Annotated in this window: 12 protein-coding genes; 7 read left to right on the forward strand and 5 right to left on the reverse strand. The window is 58.5% G+C overall.

From position 1 onward, the window contains the following. Positions 1 to 65: 65 nt before the first annotated feature. On the reverse strand, positions 66 to 755 hold the full coding sequence (gene nadD, locus BLW70_RS01565) for a nicotinate-nucleotide adenylyltransferase (protein ID WP_256581142.1): 690 nt from the start codon (positions 753 to 755) through the stop codon (positions 66 to 68). 1 nt (position 756) lies between these two features. Then, positions 757 to 2,028, reverse strand: coding sequence for a glutamate-5-semialdehyde dehydrogenase (locus BLW70_RS01570; RefSeq protein ID WP_074871197.1), 1,272 nt, complete (start codon positions 2,026 to 2,028; stop codon positions 757 to 759). A gap of 189 nt (positions 2,029 to 2,217) precedes the next feature. Between BLW70_RS01570 and BLW70_RS01575 the strand changes: the two genes are divergently transcribed. From BLW70_RS01575 to BLW70_RS01595, 5 genes are all read left to right on the forward strand, one after another. Beyond that, a complete protein-coding gene (locus BLW70_RS01575) occupies positions 2,218 to 2,916 on the forward strand; it encodes a DNA-3-methyladenine glycosylase (protein ID WP_074871199.1) in 699 nt (232 codons plus the stop codon). 167 nt (positions 2,917 to 3,083) lie between these two features. Next, positions 3,084 to 4,400 carry a bifunctional DedA family/phosphatase PAP2 family protein gene (locus BLW70_RS01580; protein ID WP_074871201.1) on the forward strand — a complete coding sequence of 439 codons (1,317 nt, stop codon included), beginning with the start codon at positions 3,084 to 3,086 and terminating at the stop codon, positions 4,398 to 4,400. Positions 4,401 to 5,143: 743 nt separating this feature from the next. Continuing rightward, positions 5,144 to 8,149, forward strand: coding sequence for a calcium-binding protein (locus tag BLW70_RS01585; protein WP_139273347.1), 3,006 nt, complete (start codon positions 5,144 to 5,146; stop codon positions 8,147 to 8,149). Between the two features lie 61 nt (positions 8,150 to 8,210). Continuing rightward, a complete protein-coding gene (locus BLW70_RS01590; protein WP_139273348.1) occupies positions 8,211 to 10,589 on the forward strand; it encodes a hypothetical protein in 2,379 nt (792 codons plus the stop codon). Positions 10,590 to 11,037: 448 nt separating this feature from the next. Continuing rightward, positions 11,038 to 13,098, forward strand: a complete 2,061-nt coding sequence (locus tag BLW70_RS01595; RefSeq protein WP_139273349.1) for a hypothetical protein — start codon at positions 11,038 to 11,040, stop codon at positions 13,096 to 13,098. 15 nt (positions 13,099 to 13,113) lie between these two features. Here the strand turns inward: BLW70_RS01595 and BLW70_RS01600 are convergent, their stop codons facing one another. From BLW70_RS01600 to BLW70_RS01610, 3 genes are read right to left on the reverse strand one after another with little or no spacing between them, the layout of a single operon-like run. Then, on the reverse strand, positions 13,114 to 13,704 hold the full coding sequence (locus BLW70_RS01600) for an LON peptidase substrate-binding domain-containing protein (protein ID WP_008152802.1): 591 nt from the start codon (positions 13,702 to 13,704) through the stop codon (positions 13,114 to 13,116). A 10-nt stretch (positions 13,705 to 13,714) separates the two neighbouring features. Next, positions 13,715 to 14,431, reverse strand: a complete 717-nt coding sequence (locus tag BLW70_RS01605) for an LrgB family protein (RefSeq protein WP_074871207.1) — start codon at positions 14,429 to 14,431, stop codon at positions 13,715 to 13,717. Continuing rightward, positions 14,428 to 14,790 (reverse strand): CidA/LrgA family protein, encoded by a 363-nt coding sequence (locus BLW70_RS01610; protein WP_074871209.1) that lies wholly within the window; start codon positions 14,788 to 14,790, stop codon positions 14,428 to 14,430. Before BLW70_RS01610 ends, BLW70_RS01605 begins: the two co-directional genes overlap by 4 nt. A gap of 196 nt (positions 14,791 to 14,986) precedes the next feature. On the opposite strand from BLW70_RS01610, the gene BLW70_RS01615 reads away from it, so the two are divergent. Both BLW70_RS01615 and BLW70_RS01620 read left to right on the forward strand, forming a co-directional pair. Then, the gene (locus tag BLW70_RS01615) at positions 14,987 to 15,442 is read left to right on the forward strand and encodes a MaoC family dehydratase (RefSeq protein ID WP_074871210.1); all 456 of its coding nucleotides are present in this window, start codon (positions 14,987 to 14,989) and stop codon (positions 15,440 to 15,442) included. 112 nt (positions 15,443 to 15,554) lie between these two features. Further along, positions 15,555 to 17,273, forward strand: a complete 1,719-nt coding sequence (locus tag BLW70_RS01620) for a C13 family peptidase (protein ID WP_074871212.1) — start codon at positions 15,555 to 15,557, stop codon at positions 17,271 to 17,273. Positions 17,274 to 17,288 lie beyond the last annotated feature (15 nt).

The raw sequence follows: 17,288 nt of genomic DNA on the forward strand, positions 1-17,288 counted from the left end.
TCGTTTTGCTCGTATGTTCGGGCGCTTCGGTACACGCGTTCACGTGTTTTGAAGCGCTCCCTTTTTCAGTTCGACGCACGGTAGAGACCGTGCGCATCGATGTAGGCCAGGACCGCGTCGGGCACCAGGAAACGTACCGACTTACCGCTGGCCAGCAGTTGACGGATCTGGGTGGCGGATACCGCGAGCGGTGTCTGCCAGACGAATGCAATCTGTCCGCTCGGCCCTTTGAGGGCCAGCGGGTCGCTCACCGAGCGTGCCGCCAACAGATTGCGCAAGGCATCCGGCGGTTCGCTGTCGGCATCCGGGCGTTGCAGCACCAGGATGTGGCAATGCTGGAGCAACTCTTCCCAGCGGTGCCAAGTGGGCAGGCCGCAAAATGCGTCCCAGCCCAAAAGTAGAAAAACCTGGTCTTCGGCGGCCAGTTCGGCGCGCATCAGCTCCAGGGTGTCGATAGTGTAGGACGGTTTGTCCCGCTGCAATTCGCGGGCGTCCACCACCAGCGGTGCCACACCGGCCACCGCGCACTCGACCATCGCCAGACGGTCTTTCGCCGATACCTGCGGCGTACCGCGATGAGGCGGTCTGGCACTGGGCGTCAGACGCAGCTCATCGAGCGCCAGCGATTCGGCGACTTCCAGCGCACCGCGCAAATGGCCGATGTGCACCGGATCGAAGGTCCCGCCCAACATGCCAATGCGTCGAGGCGCAGGCTCGCTGGCGGTTACCGGGGCTGACAGATCGAGGTCGCCCAAGTCAGTCCGACGCCTGGCCGCGCAACTGGCCATCACCGACCACGATGTACTTCTCGCAGGTCAGACCTTCGAGGCCCACCGGGCCGCGGGCGTGCAGCTTATCAGTAGAAATGCCAATCTCGGCACCCAATCCGTATTCGAAGCCATCGGCAAAGCACGTCGGCGTATTGATCATCACCGAAGACGAATCGACTTCGGCCACGAAACGCCGGGTGTCGGCCAGGTTTTCGCTGACGATCGAATCGGTGTGATGGGAGCCGTACTTATTAATGTGCTCGATGGCCTGGTCCAGCCCGTCGACCACGCGGATCGAAAGAATCGGCGCCAGGTATTCGGTGTTCCAGTCCTCTTCGCTGGCGACAACCGCCTCGATGATCGCCCGGGTGCGTTCGCAGCCGCGCAGCTCGACGCCTTTTTCGCGGAACTGTGCAGCCATCGATGGCAGGAAATCCTTGGCGACCGATTGGTCCACCAGCAGGGTTTCCATGGCACCGCAGATACCGTAGCGGTAAGTCTTGGCGTTGAACGCGATACGCTGGGCTTTCGGCAGGTCGGCGTGAGCACTGACGTAAACGTGACAGATGCCGTCCAGATGCTTGATAACCGGCACGCGGGCGTCACGGCTGACGCGCTCGATCAGGCCACGACCGCCACGGGGCACGATAACGTCGACGTATTCAGGCATGGTGATCAGCGCGCCAACGGCGGCGCGGTCAGTGGTTTCGACCACTTGCACCACGGCGGCAGGCAAATCGGCTTCGGCCAGACCGCGCTGGATGCAGGCGGCAATGGCACGATTGGAATGAATCGCCTCGGAGCCGCCACGCAGGATAGTTGCGTTGCCGGACTTCAGGCACAGGCTGGCGGCATCGATGGTCACGTTGGGCCGGGATTCGTAGATGATCCCGATCACACCCAACGGCACGCGCATCTTGCCGACCTGAATGCCCGACGGCCGAAAACTCATGTCGCGGATCGCGCCGACCGGGTCCGGCAGAGCCGCTACCTGACGCAAACCGACGATCATGCCGTCGATGCGTTCCGGGGTCAGTGCCAGACGTTCAAGCAATGCAGGCTCAAGACCATTGGCGCGACCAGCGGCCAGATCCAGTTCATTGGCAGCCGTCAGCTCGGCGCGTGCGGCGTCCAACGCATTGGCAGCAGCCTGCAAGGCGCGGTTTTTCTGCGCGGTGCTGGCACGGCCGATGACGCGAGAAGCTTCGCGGGCAGCGCGACCCAATCGGGTCATGTAATCAAGAACGGACTCAGTCATGGTCTGGAGTGGTCTTTGCTAAGGTCTTGGTAAAGAGTAAAGCGGCAGATTATAGCTGTCGCGTCCCGGGACTAACAGCGGTGACGGGCGGATGGTCGAAATGGAGGGCAATTTGCCGACGTTAAGCCGTGATTAAGCTGCAAATTGTTATCATCGCGACTCAATCAGCCCTGATAAACGCCGTTCATCATGACTAACCTGACTGTTCGCACCTCTGCGACGAGCCTGCCCAAGGGGCTCGCGGATGCATTTTTCGACAGAGACGCCCAAACGCTGGCCCGGGATTTACTCGGCAAGGTCATTCGACACCGGGTTGGCGACTTGTGGCTCAGCGCCCGGATTATCGAGACCGAGGCCTATTACTTCGAAGAAAAAGGCAGCCACGCCTCCCTCGGCTACACAGAAAAACGTAAGGCTTTGTTTCTGGATGGCGGCCACATCTATATGTACTACGCCCGTGGCGGCGATTCCCTGAACTTCAGCGCCCAGGGACCGGGCAATGCCGTGCTGATCAAATCCGCCTATCCGTGGGTCGATGATTTGAGCGGGCCGGCAAGCCTGGCGCAGATGCTGTTGAACAATCCCGACACCCAAGGTCGCCCCCGCCCCACGCAAAAGCTCTGCGCTGGACAGACGTTGCTTTGCAAGGCATTGGGCTTGAAGGTACCGGTCTGGGACGCCAAGCGCTTCGATCATGAGGTGCTGCTGGTGGAAGATGTCGGCCCGGCGCCCGTTCACATCATACAAACCACACGCCTGGGCATTCCTCACGGTCGCGATGAGCATCTGATGTACCGTTTCGTCGATGCGGCTTACGCGCCGTATTGCACGCGCAACCCCTTGCGACGGGGGCAGATAGAAGGTCGCGATTATTTTTTGCTGACCTGAATTATTGAAAATCCATTGTGGGAGTGAGCCTGCTCGCGATAGCAGACTGATTGTCGAAGTAGATGTCGTCTGACACTCCGCTATCGCGAGCAGGCTCGCTCCCACATGTGTTTTGAAGATTGCGTTCGTCCCTCGGGACCGATTGATTATTCAATGGAGTTGTTTTTATGGGCCCATGGCTCGATAGCGTGACCGGTTGGTTGACGGTCAACCCACAATGGCTGGCCGCGGCGGTGTTCATCGTGGCCTTTGTAGAATGCCTGGCGATTGCCGGGCTGATCGTGCCCGGTACGGTGCTGCTGTTCGCCGTGGCGGTACTGGCCGGCAGTGGCGCGCTGTCATTGAGCGAAACGTTATTGCTGGGGTTCGTCGCTGGCGTTCTCGGCGATACCGTCTCTTACTTCATCGGGCGACATTTCCATCAGAACATCCGGCGCCTGCCAGGGTTGCGTCATCATCCGGAATGGATCGCCGGGGCCGAGGCATATTTCCAGCGTTACGGCATCGCCAGCCTGTTGGTCGGGCGCTTCATCGGACCGCTGCGGCCGATGCTGCCGATGGTCGCGGGGATGTTCGACATGCCCTTCCCGCGCTTCGCTGTCGTCAGCCTGCTGGCCGCCGCTGGCTGGACCGTTGCCTATCTGCTGCCCGGCTGGGCCACTGGCGCGGCGATTCGTCTGCCGCTGCCGGAAGGTTTCTGGCCACAGGTCGGGCTGGTGGTCGGCAGCATCGCGGCGCTGGTAGGCCTGAGCGTCAACAGCAGCGTGCGCGCTCATCGCCTGGTTACCGTATACATCGCCGGCCTCAGCCTGGTGATACTCGGTGGGTTGTTCATTGGCTTTGCGCATCTGAACGCCTTCGATCAGGGCTTGATGACGCTGATACAGGAGCACCGCAGCCCGCTGCTGGATGAAGTCGCGGTGATGCTCACCCAGCTCGGCGAGTTCAAAAACATGTTCGTGATCAGCGCGGCGCTGACGATCCTGCTGCTGGTTACCCGACAATGGCGACACATGCTCTTCGCCGGCAGCACGCTGCTGATCACCGCGCTGGCGAACACCGGAACCAAAAACCTGTTCGCCCGGATGCGCCCGGAAGTACTGGCCGATCCGCTGAGCAGCTACAGCATGCCCAGTGGTCATTCGTCCGGTTCGTTTGCGCTGTTCCTGACCTTGGCGGTATTGGCTGGCCGAGGCCAGCCAACGCGCATGCGCCTGACCTGGCTGCTGCTCGGCTGCTTGCCGGCGGTGTCCATCGCCATGTCGCGGGTTTATCTTGGCGCGCACTGGCCAACCGATGTCCTGGCCGGAGCGGTACTGGCGGCTTGTGTTTGTGCGGCCAGCCTGGCCGTGACCCAGCGCCAGACAGTCCTGAATCCGATGCCGACCAAAGTCTGGTGGTTGGTCTTGCCGGTGTTGATGGCATTGTTCGGCTTCTTCGCGCTGTGGAATTTGCCTCACGCTCTGTTGCGTTACTCGTACTGATAGCGAAGGGCTCGCAGCTTCTCCTTTCGAAGAGAAGCTGTGAACTGCCTGGACTGACCGCTATTACCGATCAAAAGATCGCAGTAGTTGATAAAACAGCGCCCCCCTATTTATTGCGTTACTTAATTCAACCTCAACTTGCAACATCATTGCTTCTTAAAAAAATCGTCTGCGAGGGCATATAAAATAACGAAAGCTATAAATATGTACCGCACCTGCTACATCCATCTCAACAATACTTTTCAACGCCAACATGAGGCCCAAGAACCGAATTACATCTATATGAAAGAAGAGATACTCGAACCATGTCCACGCCATCCATATCCACCGGGCAAAATCCAACACTGCCGATAAACATCCGTATTACCGAAACGCCCCCTTCTCTCTCGGCACGGATGCCCTCCTCCACACCCCAAGATGAACAACGTCGGAACAGACTCTTGCTCCAGGATCAATTGAATGGTCCGGTTCGCATTGGCGAATTAACCATCAGTCGCCAGGACTTGTATGACATGGGGGCCAGGCTCAATGGCCAGGTGATCAACGCAAATCATCCAATTCAGCTTGAGCCCGACCAGACATTCATAAACGCTCTGCAATTTGATCCGGCCAAGATCGAGGGCAGGCTGCAATCCCCTCAACATAGCGACAGCTGCGCGGGGTTGTTGTTTGAACTTGGCGTTCTGCGCTCGGCCAGCGCCCAGTCTTTGCTTTCAGCATCATCCTCCGACTTGTCAGCGTCCATGCAAAGCCTTGGCAAACTGCTGGACTCCGCCCAGCAATTGTCATTGAGTACCCCTTCGCTGCCTGAAAACCTGCCGAGCTGGGCCGACAAGGTCAAAAGCCGCAGCATGACCAGCATGGGCGTCGGGCTGCAGGGCTACGGCATCTACAGCGGCATCATGGGCACCGCAGAAGCACTGAAGAAAGGCGACCTGGTTGAAGCCGGCATCAACGTAGGCGGGATCACTGCCGAGGTGGGTTCTTTGTTCCTCGAGCGAGGTCTGGAAAACATCGGCAGAAACATGATGCTCAGTGGCGGCAAGGTGTTTACAGGGTTCAGCAAAACCAGTGCCGGCAAGTACCTGGCACGCGGCGCCGGCCTGCTTGCCAGTGTCCTGACTCTTCCCTTCGATATCTACACCGCCATCAAAGCGTTCAACGACGCCGCCAGCGCCACCGGCAAACAAGCTCAGGATCACTACTTCAATGCAGCGCTTAGCCTGACCAGCGCCGGGCTGAGTATTGTTCTGGGTATAGCGGCACTTGCCGGTTTCAGTGCCGCCGGCCCGATCGGGATTGCGGCGGGTGCCGTGCTCATCCTGGGTGCAAGAATTTACGGTGCCGCTCGCCAGGTCGATGACATCGACGATTACATTACATTGAGCACCCACGAACGCTTGCGCTCGGGTTGGTTTGCGTTCACCGGGCAAACCATGGATCGAGACATCCTCGACCGCTACCTCGTCGCCAAAACCGACAGCAGCTACAGCGAGCTACTGAAAAAGACGGCCCGAAGCTGGCTGGACAACGAATTGAAAGACACTGTCGAAGCGGTAGTGTTAGGCAGCTATCAAGTCGAATTGCAGACCGTCAAGCACTGGAAATACCAGTGGGACGATGCCGGCGGCGAAAGTCCATACATCGAGGAAAAGGAAGCCGTCATCAAGGAAACCGACGACACGTTCGATGCCAGCCAAGGCATCAGCCACATTCCGGGCGCAATCATCGGTAGCGCGGGCGAGCACAAGGCCATCCTCTGGCAACTGGGAGGCGGGCACGACACCGTTGTGGGGGTCAGGGACAAACCCAACCAGTTCAGCTACGGCACGGGAAAAAAGACCCTCACCGGTGGCGACAAGGATGATATTTTCAGCTTTCGGATCGCCGCCGACACTCTCCAGCCTGGCGATCTGTCAGGCAGTCGGCTGCGAGGTGGCGCCGGCAATGACACGCTGCAACTGGAAGGCAAGGTCTCGCGCGACAAGCCGCATCAGGGCGTGCACATTGACCTGCAAACAGGGCAACTGAACCTGCGCGCCAGCCCCGACACCCCGCCCCTGCGCTTTGAGTCTGTTGAGACTGTCGAAACGCTGGCGGACGCCGCGAATAGCATCACCGGCAGTTCGCAGGCGGACCGAATCGTCCTGCGCGGAAACGCGGACATTGCCGACACCGGCGCAGGTGCCGACACGATTGTGATCAAAGGGCCAAACAGCCAGGCCAACGGCGGTCCCGGCGAAGATCACTACATCATCGCCGACAAAACCGACGCCACCACACTGATCGAAGATGGCCAGGACCCCAGCCTCATCGACCTCGACTGGACGCTCGAACGCATTCAAGGCTGGCGGGTCGAAGGGACTTCGCTGGTGCTGTCCGCTCTTCACGGGATAGATGGAAAACTGCCGCGGATCACCGTCACGGTCAAAGGGATTTATCGCCAGGAAGCCGACAAACGCCTGCTGCGCAACGACAAACTGATAGTGCGCACCAAGGATCTCTACTCACTCAAACCTGACTTGCCGCAACAGCTCGATGGCCGCGACAACGTCGGCGTCAACGCAATCATCCTGGCGCGGGGCAAACCTGCAACCCCGCCGCAACTGTTGAACGGAGGAGACCATGTCGCCTCCAGCGCATCGCACTCAAGCTACTTCGTCTATCGACATTTGGCCTCGACCGTACTGGCTGTCCGGCACGTGAGCGAAACGACGCTCAGCACGCTATTCCTGGATTACGACAGTCATGAAATAGAAGCCGTAGAGGCGCAGTACACGGTCAGGTCAACACGCAACATCAACTCCGAGTACCTGCGCTACCAGGACGTCAACTTGACCTTGCGCTTCATGGATCAAAAGCGCCTGACGCTCAAAGACATGGCCCGCGATCGCGCGGGGGTCGGTAGCAATGTCATAGGCAACGTGATCGCGTCAGGGCTGATGCCCACACACAACTTTGTGCTCATCATGCGCGACGGAATTTCCTACCGGGTAGAACTGCCACACCACTCCTATCTTGAAGACCAACGCCAACCGGGTCACAAGACTTTACTGACACCCCGCTCGCTGGTTGAGCGTACCGGCCACTACCTGATGCAGCAACCTGCGGCCCATCCGCCCACCGTGCTGAAACCGCAGGACCTGCGGGTGGACATCCAAGCCGCGCCCCAGACCGGCATTCTCGTGCTGGAGGGGCAGGCCGCGACCTACGACATCCATCCGGCGGCCGACACCATCCTCAGGCTGTCGACTTCGGTCGCGATAGCCGCTGCTATCGGTACTTCAACCTGGAATATTCATACACAGCACCTGAGTGAGACGATCGGCCGCGAGCACATCCGCCTGAGCGGCGCACAGCTATGGGTCGGCCACATCCTTATTCTGCTGCCCAACGACGAGACCGGTGACGCGCTGATGGAAACGGTGCGTGTTTTCACCTCATCCGGCCACCGATACGACATCGAACAGGAATTTGCCGTGGTGCTTCTGGCAGAAATCAATGCCCAGGCCTATTCCAGCATCGACGCGATCCAGGCAGGGATCAGTCTGCATCGCCAAGGCAACGAACCGATGACCGACCTGGTGCTCATCCGCCATCTGCAATTGCGTGACGATGACAGCAAAGCCATTTACTACGACAGCGTCGCCGAGGACTGGACGCTCGAAGGTGACTGGTCGCGCAAGCTGCACCTGGAGGACATGCACATCGCGCGCGCCCCCGTGAACGAAACCCCAATGGATCAATGATCGAATTGCGCCACACCTGATTTCATTCAAACACCGCTTCAACACTGGAAAGGATTCCAACATGGCACCCAAACCACCGATATCTTCGATACCCAAAATCAACCTGCCTGAGCTGCCGACGACGACCCCGCCGCGATTGCAAGCGGATGCGTCGCTGCCGGGCACCCGCGTGAATACAGGGCTGGAGTCGATGCAACCTGCTGCGGGATGGCCTGATGGCACGTCCCATGCGCCTGGGCTGACACCCGGTCTGTTGCCCGACGCCCAGCAGCCGATACAAACACAGGCAGTCGCTACGTCCACGGTGCCGACACGTGCTCTCGGCAATGATCCATTGAATGGGTTTCGAGTGTCGGTCTACTCGGCAAACATGTTGCCCGCCCCAAACGACGCCGGCTTGCGAATCCATGCCCAACGCATGTACGTCGACATCCCGGGCAACGGTACAGTCCAAGTCAGCTATGACGCAGGCACGAACACATACCGGGCACAACGTCGCTTCGAAGTGACTCCCAGCGGACCGGTATTGCACCTGAACAACGATGGAAAAAGCTGGAGCCTCAATCCCCCTGCCCCGCCGCCAGTAAACATGTCAACGACTGCTATCGCCCCACGCATCTACCTTGATAGCACACACTATGTCTGGAACCCGGACGCAACAAACCTTCAGGGATACGTCGTTCTGCATCGAAAAAGAGGCCTGGACGCACACGTAGGACCCGAAACCCATATGGCCTTTCAGGATGACAACGGTTCGTTCGTCAAAGTCGAACCGGGCTCGACCCCGATCGACCAGCCGGCGGCCAAGCTAGCGGCGTGGACCGATCGTGACCTGTGGGATATGTACGATCTTTCCGGCAGTGATATCACCCGTTTCCGCGACGAAGTCACGGTCACCGGGATGAAGCCGCAATGGGCCTCCATTCGACAGGAGCGGCTTCAGAAATCGTATCTTCTCGATGAACTTCGCCGCTGGTTGGCGCCACATATGAACCGGGATGAATTTAACCGGCGAATGGAGCCTCTGAACTATTCGGTCGAGCAATGGGCGGCGCAACTCGACAGGGTCAGTCTCGATTCGGTCGCCAGGCGCCAACGTGAAGTACACAAACGCAAGCTGGACAACCCGCAAGCGCAAACCGGAGCCGAGGCACAACGCCCACGCCTGGCGGACGAACAATCCCCCAGAGCGGATAGTCCCGCAGTGCCCGACTACATTACGAAGTCCGTTGAGTACGGAGCACTGAGAGACCAACTGATCGAACAACTTCGATCCCTGACAAGCACGGGACCAGCCGCGAAATCGCGGGAGGAGATCACCCGCCAGATTCAACCCTACAACCTGTCGACACGACAGCTCTCGCGACTGGTCAGTGACGTGCAGGCCCAAGGACGCATTCCCCAGTGGGCTGAGGACCTCAGACATTCTTCCATGGACGAAACCAACCCTCATCGGTTCGATGAAGTCTACGAAGAACTGTTGCCCGAGATACTGCACCTCAGAAACCAGTCAACCGGCAACATCTCCTTCTCCGACAACTTCACCCGTCCATATCTCAATGCCCTGCTCACAAAGGCCGGTTACCAGCGCAACAAATACAACTGCTTATACAGAACTGATATTCCGGCCATGTTCAGGGGGGACGACCGCAACCCCTTCGAGTTTTTCGAGGATCACATGCGCCCACGCCAGAAACACGGTGTCGGATCAACCACACAAAAAGCCGTGAGCGCAACGTTCAGTCTGTCGGAGGCATATGTACATGCTCGCAGCGCTCCAGAGGTGGAAGCGTTGCTGTATGACACTCAGCATCACAAATACCCAGGGGAATTAATCGACTACAGCGGAACCCGCAGATACGAAGAAAGAGGCAAAAGTTCATCAAGCAGTGACGAGAGTTCATCCAGCAGTGACGAGGACGACAGCTCATCCAGCAGCGACGAGGACAGCTCAGGTAACCCGCTCTTGCGTTTCCATGACAAACACTACATCGCAAAAAGGCAAAATCAGCGCATCGGGTTTACCTATTTGCTCGACACCCGCAATATTGAAGTTGTGCCTGGCGAAGAAAACCTGGCTTTCAATGCCTATGCGCGAACCGAAAAAAAGCCCGGTGAAAAGATCTGGTTTCCCGACGATTCATATGAAGGCCACATTTCAATGTCTGCGCGCGGCTTGAGTGCTGACAGGATCTGGCTGATCAACTCGAGCGGGACGCGTGCAGCGAAGATCAATGACATCTGCGCCCTGTACCTGAGTCAGCCCGAGTCCGCCAGGCACAGCCCCCGTGCGGGCAGACCCATTGAAGAAAGAACATGGAGCGGTGACGACAACGACTGGGAATATGACGACTTGATCGATCAGGCCGCAAACTTGGGCAAACCTGTCATCAAACTGCCTGACGGAGAAATATACTCAAACGACATTGTGTTTCCATAAGGCCAGCTCTGCTCATCGTTGAATAATACCGGCCCTGGACTTCCGGGAGCCGGTCATCTTTCAGGCCACTATTGGAAAGGATTCCAACATGCCAAAACCACCAGTATCTTCGATACCGAAAATAAACATGCCTGAACCACCCGCATTGAATCTGCCGCCACTGCATGGGCCAGGACACTCTGCAATCGGTCACCCAAATCTGCAGGCAGGCATGTCATCGGACACTACGCCGCCAGCCCCCTTGTTACCCATCACGGGCCCCTCCCTGACTCAACCTTCCCTGCTGCCATTGCCCGTCTTGAATGTCCAGGACACTGCCACTGCCGGAGCACCAACCGCCGCTTCCGGCTCCGACCCACTGCATCGGTTCCGTCTGCCCGCATCGTCCTCAAACCTCTTGCCCGCACCCGGCGCTGACGGGTTTAGAGTCCAGGCGCAACGCCGGTACGTGGACATTCAGTCCGGTGGAACGGTGCTTGTCGAGTTCGACTCCGCTGTCGGAATGTATCGGGCAAAACGGCGTAACGAACTGACGGCCTCTGGACCGGCGTTGCGGCTCAACCCAGAGAGCAGGACCTGGCGCCTGGCTGCCGAGTCGCTGCCCGGCGAGTCCTCAATAAAACCAACGCATGTGCCACAACCGGCGCCTGCACAACAACTACCCGCACAAAGCTACGTCGACATTGCCCACTACACCTGGGAGCCACAGGCAACCAATCTTCATGGGTATGTGGTGATGCATAGAAAACAGGACGCGGACCCGCTCGTCGGTCCGGCGACCCAATATGCTTTTGTCGATATGAACGGACACTTTGTCAGAGTCGATCCGCCAGATACCCCGATCATCCAGCCTGCGCAGCAAATTCCCGCCTGGACGGACTACGACATCTGGGACTTTTACGGATTGCAGGGAGCACAGATCAGCCGATTTCGCGCCGAGGTCGCCAGTACCGGCAACAAGCCGCAATGGGCGCAACCGCGTACAAACCGACGCCGCAAACCCCATCTGATCAACGAATTGCGACGCTGGATGGCACCTGACAAGCAGCAAGACGAATTTGCCGAGTTAATGGAGCCACACTCGTACGGGCAATTGAAGGCGATGTTCGACAATGTGCAGCTCAACCAGCGCCATCCTCAACCAACTCCCCAAAAGCGGCCCCTGATCGACGAGCAACCAGGGCCGTCTAAAAAACGCCCCTTGATCGAGGATCTATCGGGGCCCGGTTTGCCGGCGACACCACCGCGCCTGCCGGATACGCAGCCGACCACAGAGACGGGAAACACCCCTGATTACGTCGAGATGGCGCGTGTAACCGCAGAAGAAAGAGGCAAGCTTCTTGAACAGCTTCAAGTCCGGATGAACTTGCGAGGCCCGCACAAAACCCTGGATGAGGTGGCGGCGACGATGAAGCCTTACAACCTGTCGAACCGGCAACTCACACAGATGCTCGCCGAGATACAGGCCAACGGCACCGCCCCGCAGTGGGCCGAGAACCATAAACAAACGTCCATCGACGAGACAAACATCAACCGGTTCAACGACGCCTACGAGGAGTTGCTGCCTGAAATCTTCAGCCTGCGAAACCGCGGGCGGGGCTTTACGGATTTCAATGCCAATTACACCCGCACCTATCTCGATGGCTTACTGGCGTACGCCGGGTACAAGCGCAATAAATACAACTGTTTGTACCGTACCGATATACCCGCGATGTTCAGGGGCGATGACCGCACGCCTTTCGAATTTTCCCGGGACGGCCATATGCTCCCGCGCCAGGATCTCGGTGAAGGTTCAACGACACAAAAGGCTGTCAGCGCGACCTTCAGTCTGAACAACGCGAAACAGTACATCCGCCAATTCGGCAAGCAATCCGGGATAAAAGAACTTCTGTACGACACTCAGTACCACAAGTACCCCGGCGACTTGAGCCGAACCGAGTCGAGCGATACAGAATCCGTTGACAGTGCGGCAGACTCCGATACCGACAGCGGCTCGGACAGCGAACCGGGACGGATCACGGAGAAGGACTATTACCCGAAAAGACTCAACCAGAACATTGCCTTTTGTTACCTGCTCGACACCCGCAACATCGAGATCGTCCCGGCCCGTGAAAACTATCATTTCAACAGGGATGCGCTCGACGAATCGAAAAGAACCGGCGGTAAAACCTGGTTTCCCGATGATGATCTGGAAGGCCATATTTCAATATCCAGCCGTGGCTTCAGCGCAGACCGGATCTGGCTGGTCAACTCGACCTTTACCCGCGCAGCACGGGTCAGTGACATCTACTTGCAATCCTATGTTCACGCCGACCATTCAACCAGAGGCGAGGCTGACAGTATCGAAGAGCGGACATGGGCCGGCGCAAACAACCTGAGTGACTACGACATGTTGATCGATCAGGTGGCGGCGGCCAACAAACCGGTGATTAACTTTCCCGCCGGTAAAGAAGTGTTCTCCAACGACGTGGTCTTTACGCCTGACTTGATAACGCCGACAACCGCCTGATCCTGTCGGCAGACACTAGGCAAACAACTCGCCTTGCAACTCATCCAGCAGCGCCTGAATCGCATCCAGTCGCTGCTGCGGATCATCGAGTTGCAGCAGGTCGATCTTGTCCACTTCGGCAAACGGCAACAGGTACGCCAACTGATTGGCCAGCGACTGCTGCCCGGTTGCTTCGGTGCCCATGTTCAACGCTTCGACCATCGGGTGTTCGGCCAAGGCTTTGAGCAGCGCAACCAGGTCGGCGTCCTCGTCTTGCAGCGGTTGTTCAGGTTCGTCCTCCAGCCACTCGACCTCGGCGACGGTCAGTTGATCGCGCTGAATTTCGGTACGCAACACGTGGAAGCGCCGCCCGCCCTGCACCCGAATGCCCAGCAAGCCATTGTCCTGCTGTTTGAAATCAGTGATCAGCGCCTCGCACCCGACCAGCGCGTAGCCCGCCGGCGCGATGCCGACCTCTTCGCCGTCGAGGATGCACACCACGCCAAAGCCGCCGCCCTGCTTCATGCAGCGACTGATCATGTCCAGGTAGCGCGCCTCGAAGATTTGCAAATCGAGGATGCAACCTGGGAACAACACTGTATTCAGCGGAAAAAGCGGCAAGCTCATAGACATTTCCTTACACCACCATCGACACCGCCAACGGCAGCAAAACTGCCGTGGCCACGCCCATCAGACTCATCGCCAGCGCCGCAAAGGCGCCGCATTCTTCATTTTCCTGCATCGCCACCGCCGTGCCGACCGCGTGGGCGGTCATGCCCAGCGCCATGCCGCGTGCCTCGGGGCTGTGCACGCCCAGCCGGGTCAAAAGACTCGGCCCGAAGATCGCCCCGATCACCCCGGTAATCAACACGAACACCGCCGCCAGCGCCGCAACGCCACCGATCTGCTCTGCCACCAGCATGGCAATCGGCGAAGTCACCGACTTCGGCGCCATGGTCATCAGGATCATGTGTTCGGCACCAAACGACCAGCCCAGCAATACGCCCATGCCGGTGGCGACAACACCACCTATCACCAGCGTAGTAAATATCGGCCAGAACAACTGCCGAATGCGTCGCAGATTGAGGTACAGCGGGACCGCCAGCGCCACGGTCGCCGGCCCGAGCAGGATGCTGAGGATTTCGGTGCTCTTGCGGTACTCGGCATAGCTCAGGCCGCAACCCACCACTACGCCGATCACCAGCAGCATCGAGACCAGCACCGGTTGCAGAAAGATCCAGCGGGTTTTCTCGTACGCCGCAAGCACAAGCTGATAAGCGCCCAGCGTAATGCCGATGCCGAACAACGGATGATGAATCACCGACGCCCAGGCGCCGTGCCAGTCGAAGATCATTGGCTGTCCTCACGATGAGCGTGACGCTTGACCATGCGTTGCATCAGCACGCCAGCGAAAGCCATGGACAACAACAGAGACAACACCAGCGCACCGACGATGGCCCAGAAATCTGCGGCAATGTCCTTGGCGTAAACCATCACACCCACGGCCGGTGGCACCAACAACAACGGCAGGTAACGCAGCAGACTGCTGGCTGCGAGGTTCAGCGACTCGCCGACCTGGCCACGGCTGATCAGGAACACCAACAGCAACAGCAGGCCGACAATCGGCCCCGGCAGTATGGGTAGAAACAAGTGGTTGATGGCTGTGCCCAGCAATTGGAACAGCACCAGCCAGGTCAGGCCACGTAACAACATCCGTCATCTCCCGCCAATCTCATCCCGCACAAACGCGCCGAGCATTATAAGCACGTCAACGCTATAGACCGGCATTCGCCAAAATCATGGTCAGTTGACCGGAGCCATTTGCCATGTTGATCTAAAGTGGTAACTCGGGAGGTCAAATCCCCCCACCTCAAAAACTATAAAACCGATGAACCCAAGGAGAGTCTCAATGCCCTATGTTCCAGTTGCAGAGCTCAAAGATTATGTCGGCAAGGAACTTGGACGTTCCGAATGGCTCACCATCGATCAGGAGCGCATCAACCTGTTCGCCGAAGCCACAGGGGACTTTCAGTTCATCCACGTCGACCCGGTCAAAGCCGCGCAAACGCCATTTGGCAGCACCATTGCCCACGGCTTCCTGTCGCTGTCGCTGATCCCCAAACTGATGGAAGACATCCTGATCCTGCCTGAAGGGGCGAAGATGGTAGTCAACTACGGTCTCGATACCGTGCGTTTCATTCAGCCAGTGAAGGTCAATTCCAGGGTACGACTCAAGGTCGACATGAACGAAGTCATCGAGAAAAAACCCGGCCAATGGCTGCTCAAGGCCACCGCCACGCTTGAGATCGAAGGCTCGGACAAACCGGCCTACATCGCCGAGCCACTGTCCCTCTGTTTCGTGTAAACCATCCCGGATGCGAAGCAGCTCAGGCTGTTTCGCGCCCTCTTCTGTTTCCTGGCTATATAAGGTCAAACAGCTGCGGCATACTCGGTCGCCTAATTGCCCGGATCCCGCTATGCGCCCACTTGCACTCCTCGCCCTGACCTTATTGCTCACCGCTTGCGGCGACGGCGAATCGCTGTTGCCCCCCGACGCCCGGTTGCCGGACGGCGGACGCTATCGCGGTGAACTGGTCAACGGATTACTGCAAGGCCAGGGCCGGATCGATTACCCGAACGGCAGCTGGTACGCCGGCGATTTCGACAAAGGCCTTTGGCATGGCCAGGGCGAATGGCACGGCAGTAACGGCGAAGTCTATCGCGGTGGATTCAATCTGGGGCTGTTCGACGGCAAGGGCACACTGACCACCAGCGGCAGCAGCTTCACCGGCAGTTTCAAAGCCGGTCGACGGGACGGCGAAGGCACCCTCAAAGAAAACGGCATGACCTACCGCGGCGAATTCAAGGCCGATCAATATTCAGGGCTCGGTCGTCTCGAACTCGAAGACGGCAGCTCGTACCAGGGCCAGTTCGCCCACGGCAAACCCAACGGCGAAGGCCAACGGGGCGACGCCAGCGGCAATCAGTTCACCGGGCATTTCGTCGACGGTCAGCTCGAAGGCAACGGGACGTTCAACAGCGCCGATGGCGATATATATGTCGGTGGCTTCAAGAACAATCAACTGCACGGCAAGGGTCGCTACGAGAACGCCGACGGTGATGTCTGGCTCGGTCAATTCAAGGAAGGATCGCTAAACGGCAAGGGCGAGTTGATCGGCGCCGACGGCAGCCATTACATCGGCCAGTTCGTTGACTGGCGCTTCTCCGGCCAAGGTCGATTGAACCTGTCCGACGGCAGCTTCTACATCGGTCAATTCGACAATGACAGTTACTCGGGGCGCGGCACCCTGGTGCTGACTGACGGCACAGTGCAAAACGGTACGTGGGTCAACGGCCAGCGGGTTCGCGATGCCGATGGCAAGCTGCTGCCGGACAGCCTGGAACTCGGGTTGCTGGCTCAGGGCCGCTTGCTCGACGATGCACTGTCCAGCGTGCCGGCTTCGACGCCGACAGTCGAGTTGTACACCCTGACACTCGGCGGTGACGGCAAGCAAAGCGTGTTCCTGCGCGAATCCGATTACGTCAGCAACATGCTCAAAAGTCGCTTTAGTGCCTTTGGCCAGATCCGCCTGGTGAACCATCGCGACCACCTCGTCGACCGGCCGATGGCCACGCGTGAAAACCTGCGTCGCGCTGCCGCCGCCCTGGCCGAACGTAGCGGCCCGGAAGACCTGATCTTCATCTACCTGACCAGCCACGGCACCAGCGAACACGAATTTGTGCTCGACCAGCCGCGCATGGAACTGTCCGATCTGCCGGCCGACGAACTCGCCGCAGTTCTCTCGCCGCTGAAAAACCGCGACAAGATCATCGTGATTTCGTCCTGCTACTCGGGCGGCTTCATTCCGGCGCTCAAGGATGAACGCACCCTGATCATGACCGCCTCGCGCGCTGACCGCGTGTCCTTCGGCTGCTCGGAAGAAGCCAACTTCACCTACTTCGGCGACGCGCTGTTCGCCAAGGCACTGAACCAGACCGACGACCTGGAGCACGCCTTCAAACTGGCCAGGGCCACCATCGCAGAGCGCGAACTGGCGGACAGCTTCGAAGCCTCTGAACCGCAGATCTGGGCGCCGAAAACCGTTCTTTCCCACTGGCAGCTGTTGCGCAAGCAACAGGCACGAAAAGCGCTTCAAAGTGTCTCCATCAGCAGCAAGGATGCAAAGAGCAACTAAGCTGAAATGTATCAA

This window comes from Pseudomonas frederiksbergensis (genome assembly GCF_900105495.1).
In the GTDB taxonomy this organism is placed as follows: Bacteria; Pseudomonadota; Gammaproteobacteria; order Pseudomonadales; family Pseudomonadaceae; genus Aquipseudomonas; species Aquipseudomonas frederiksbergensis.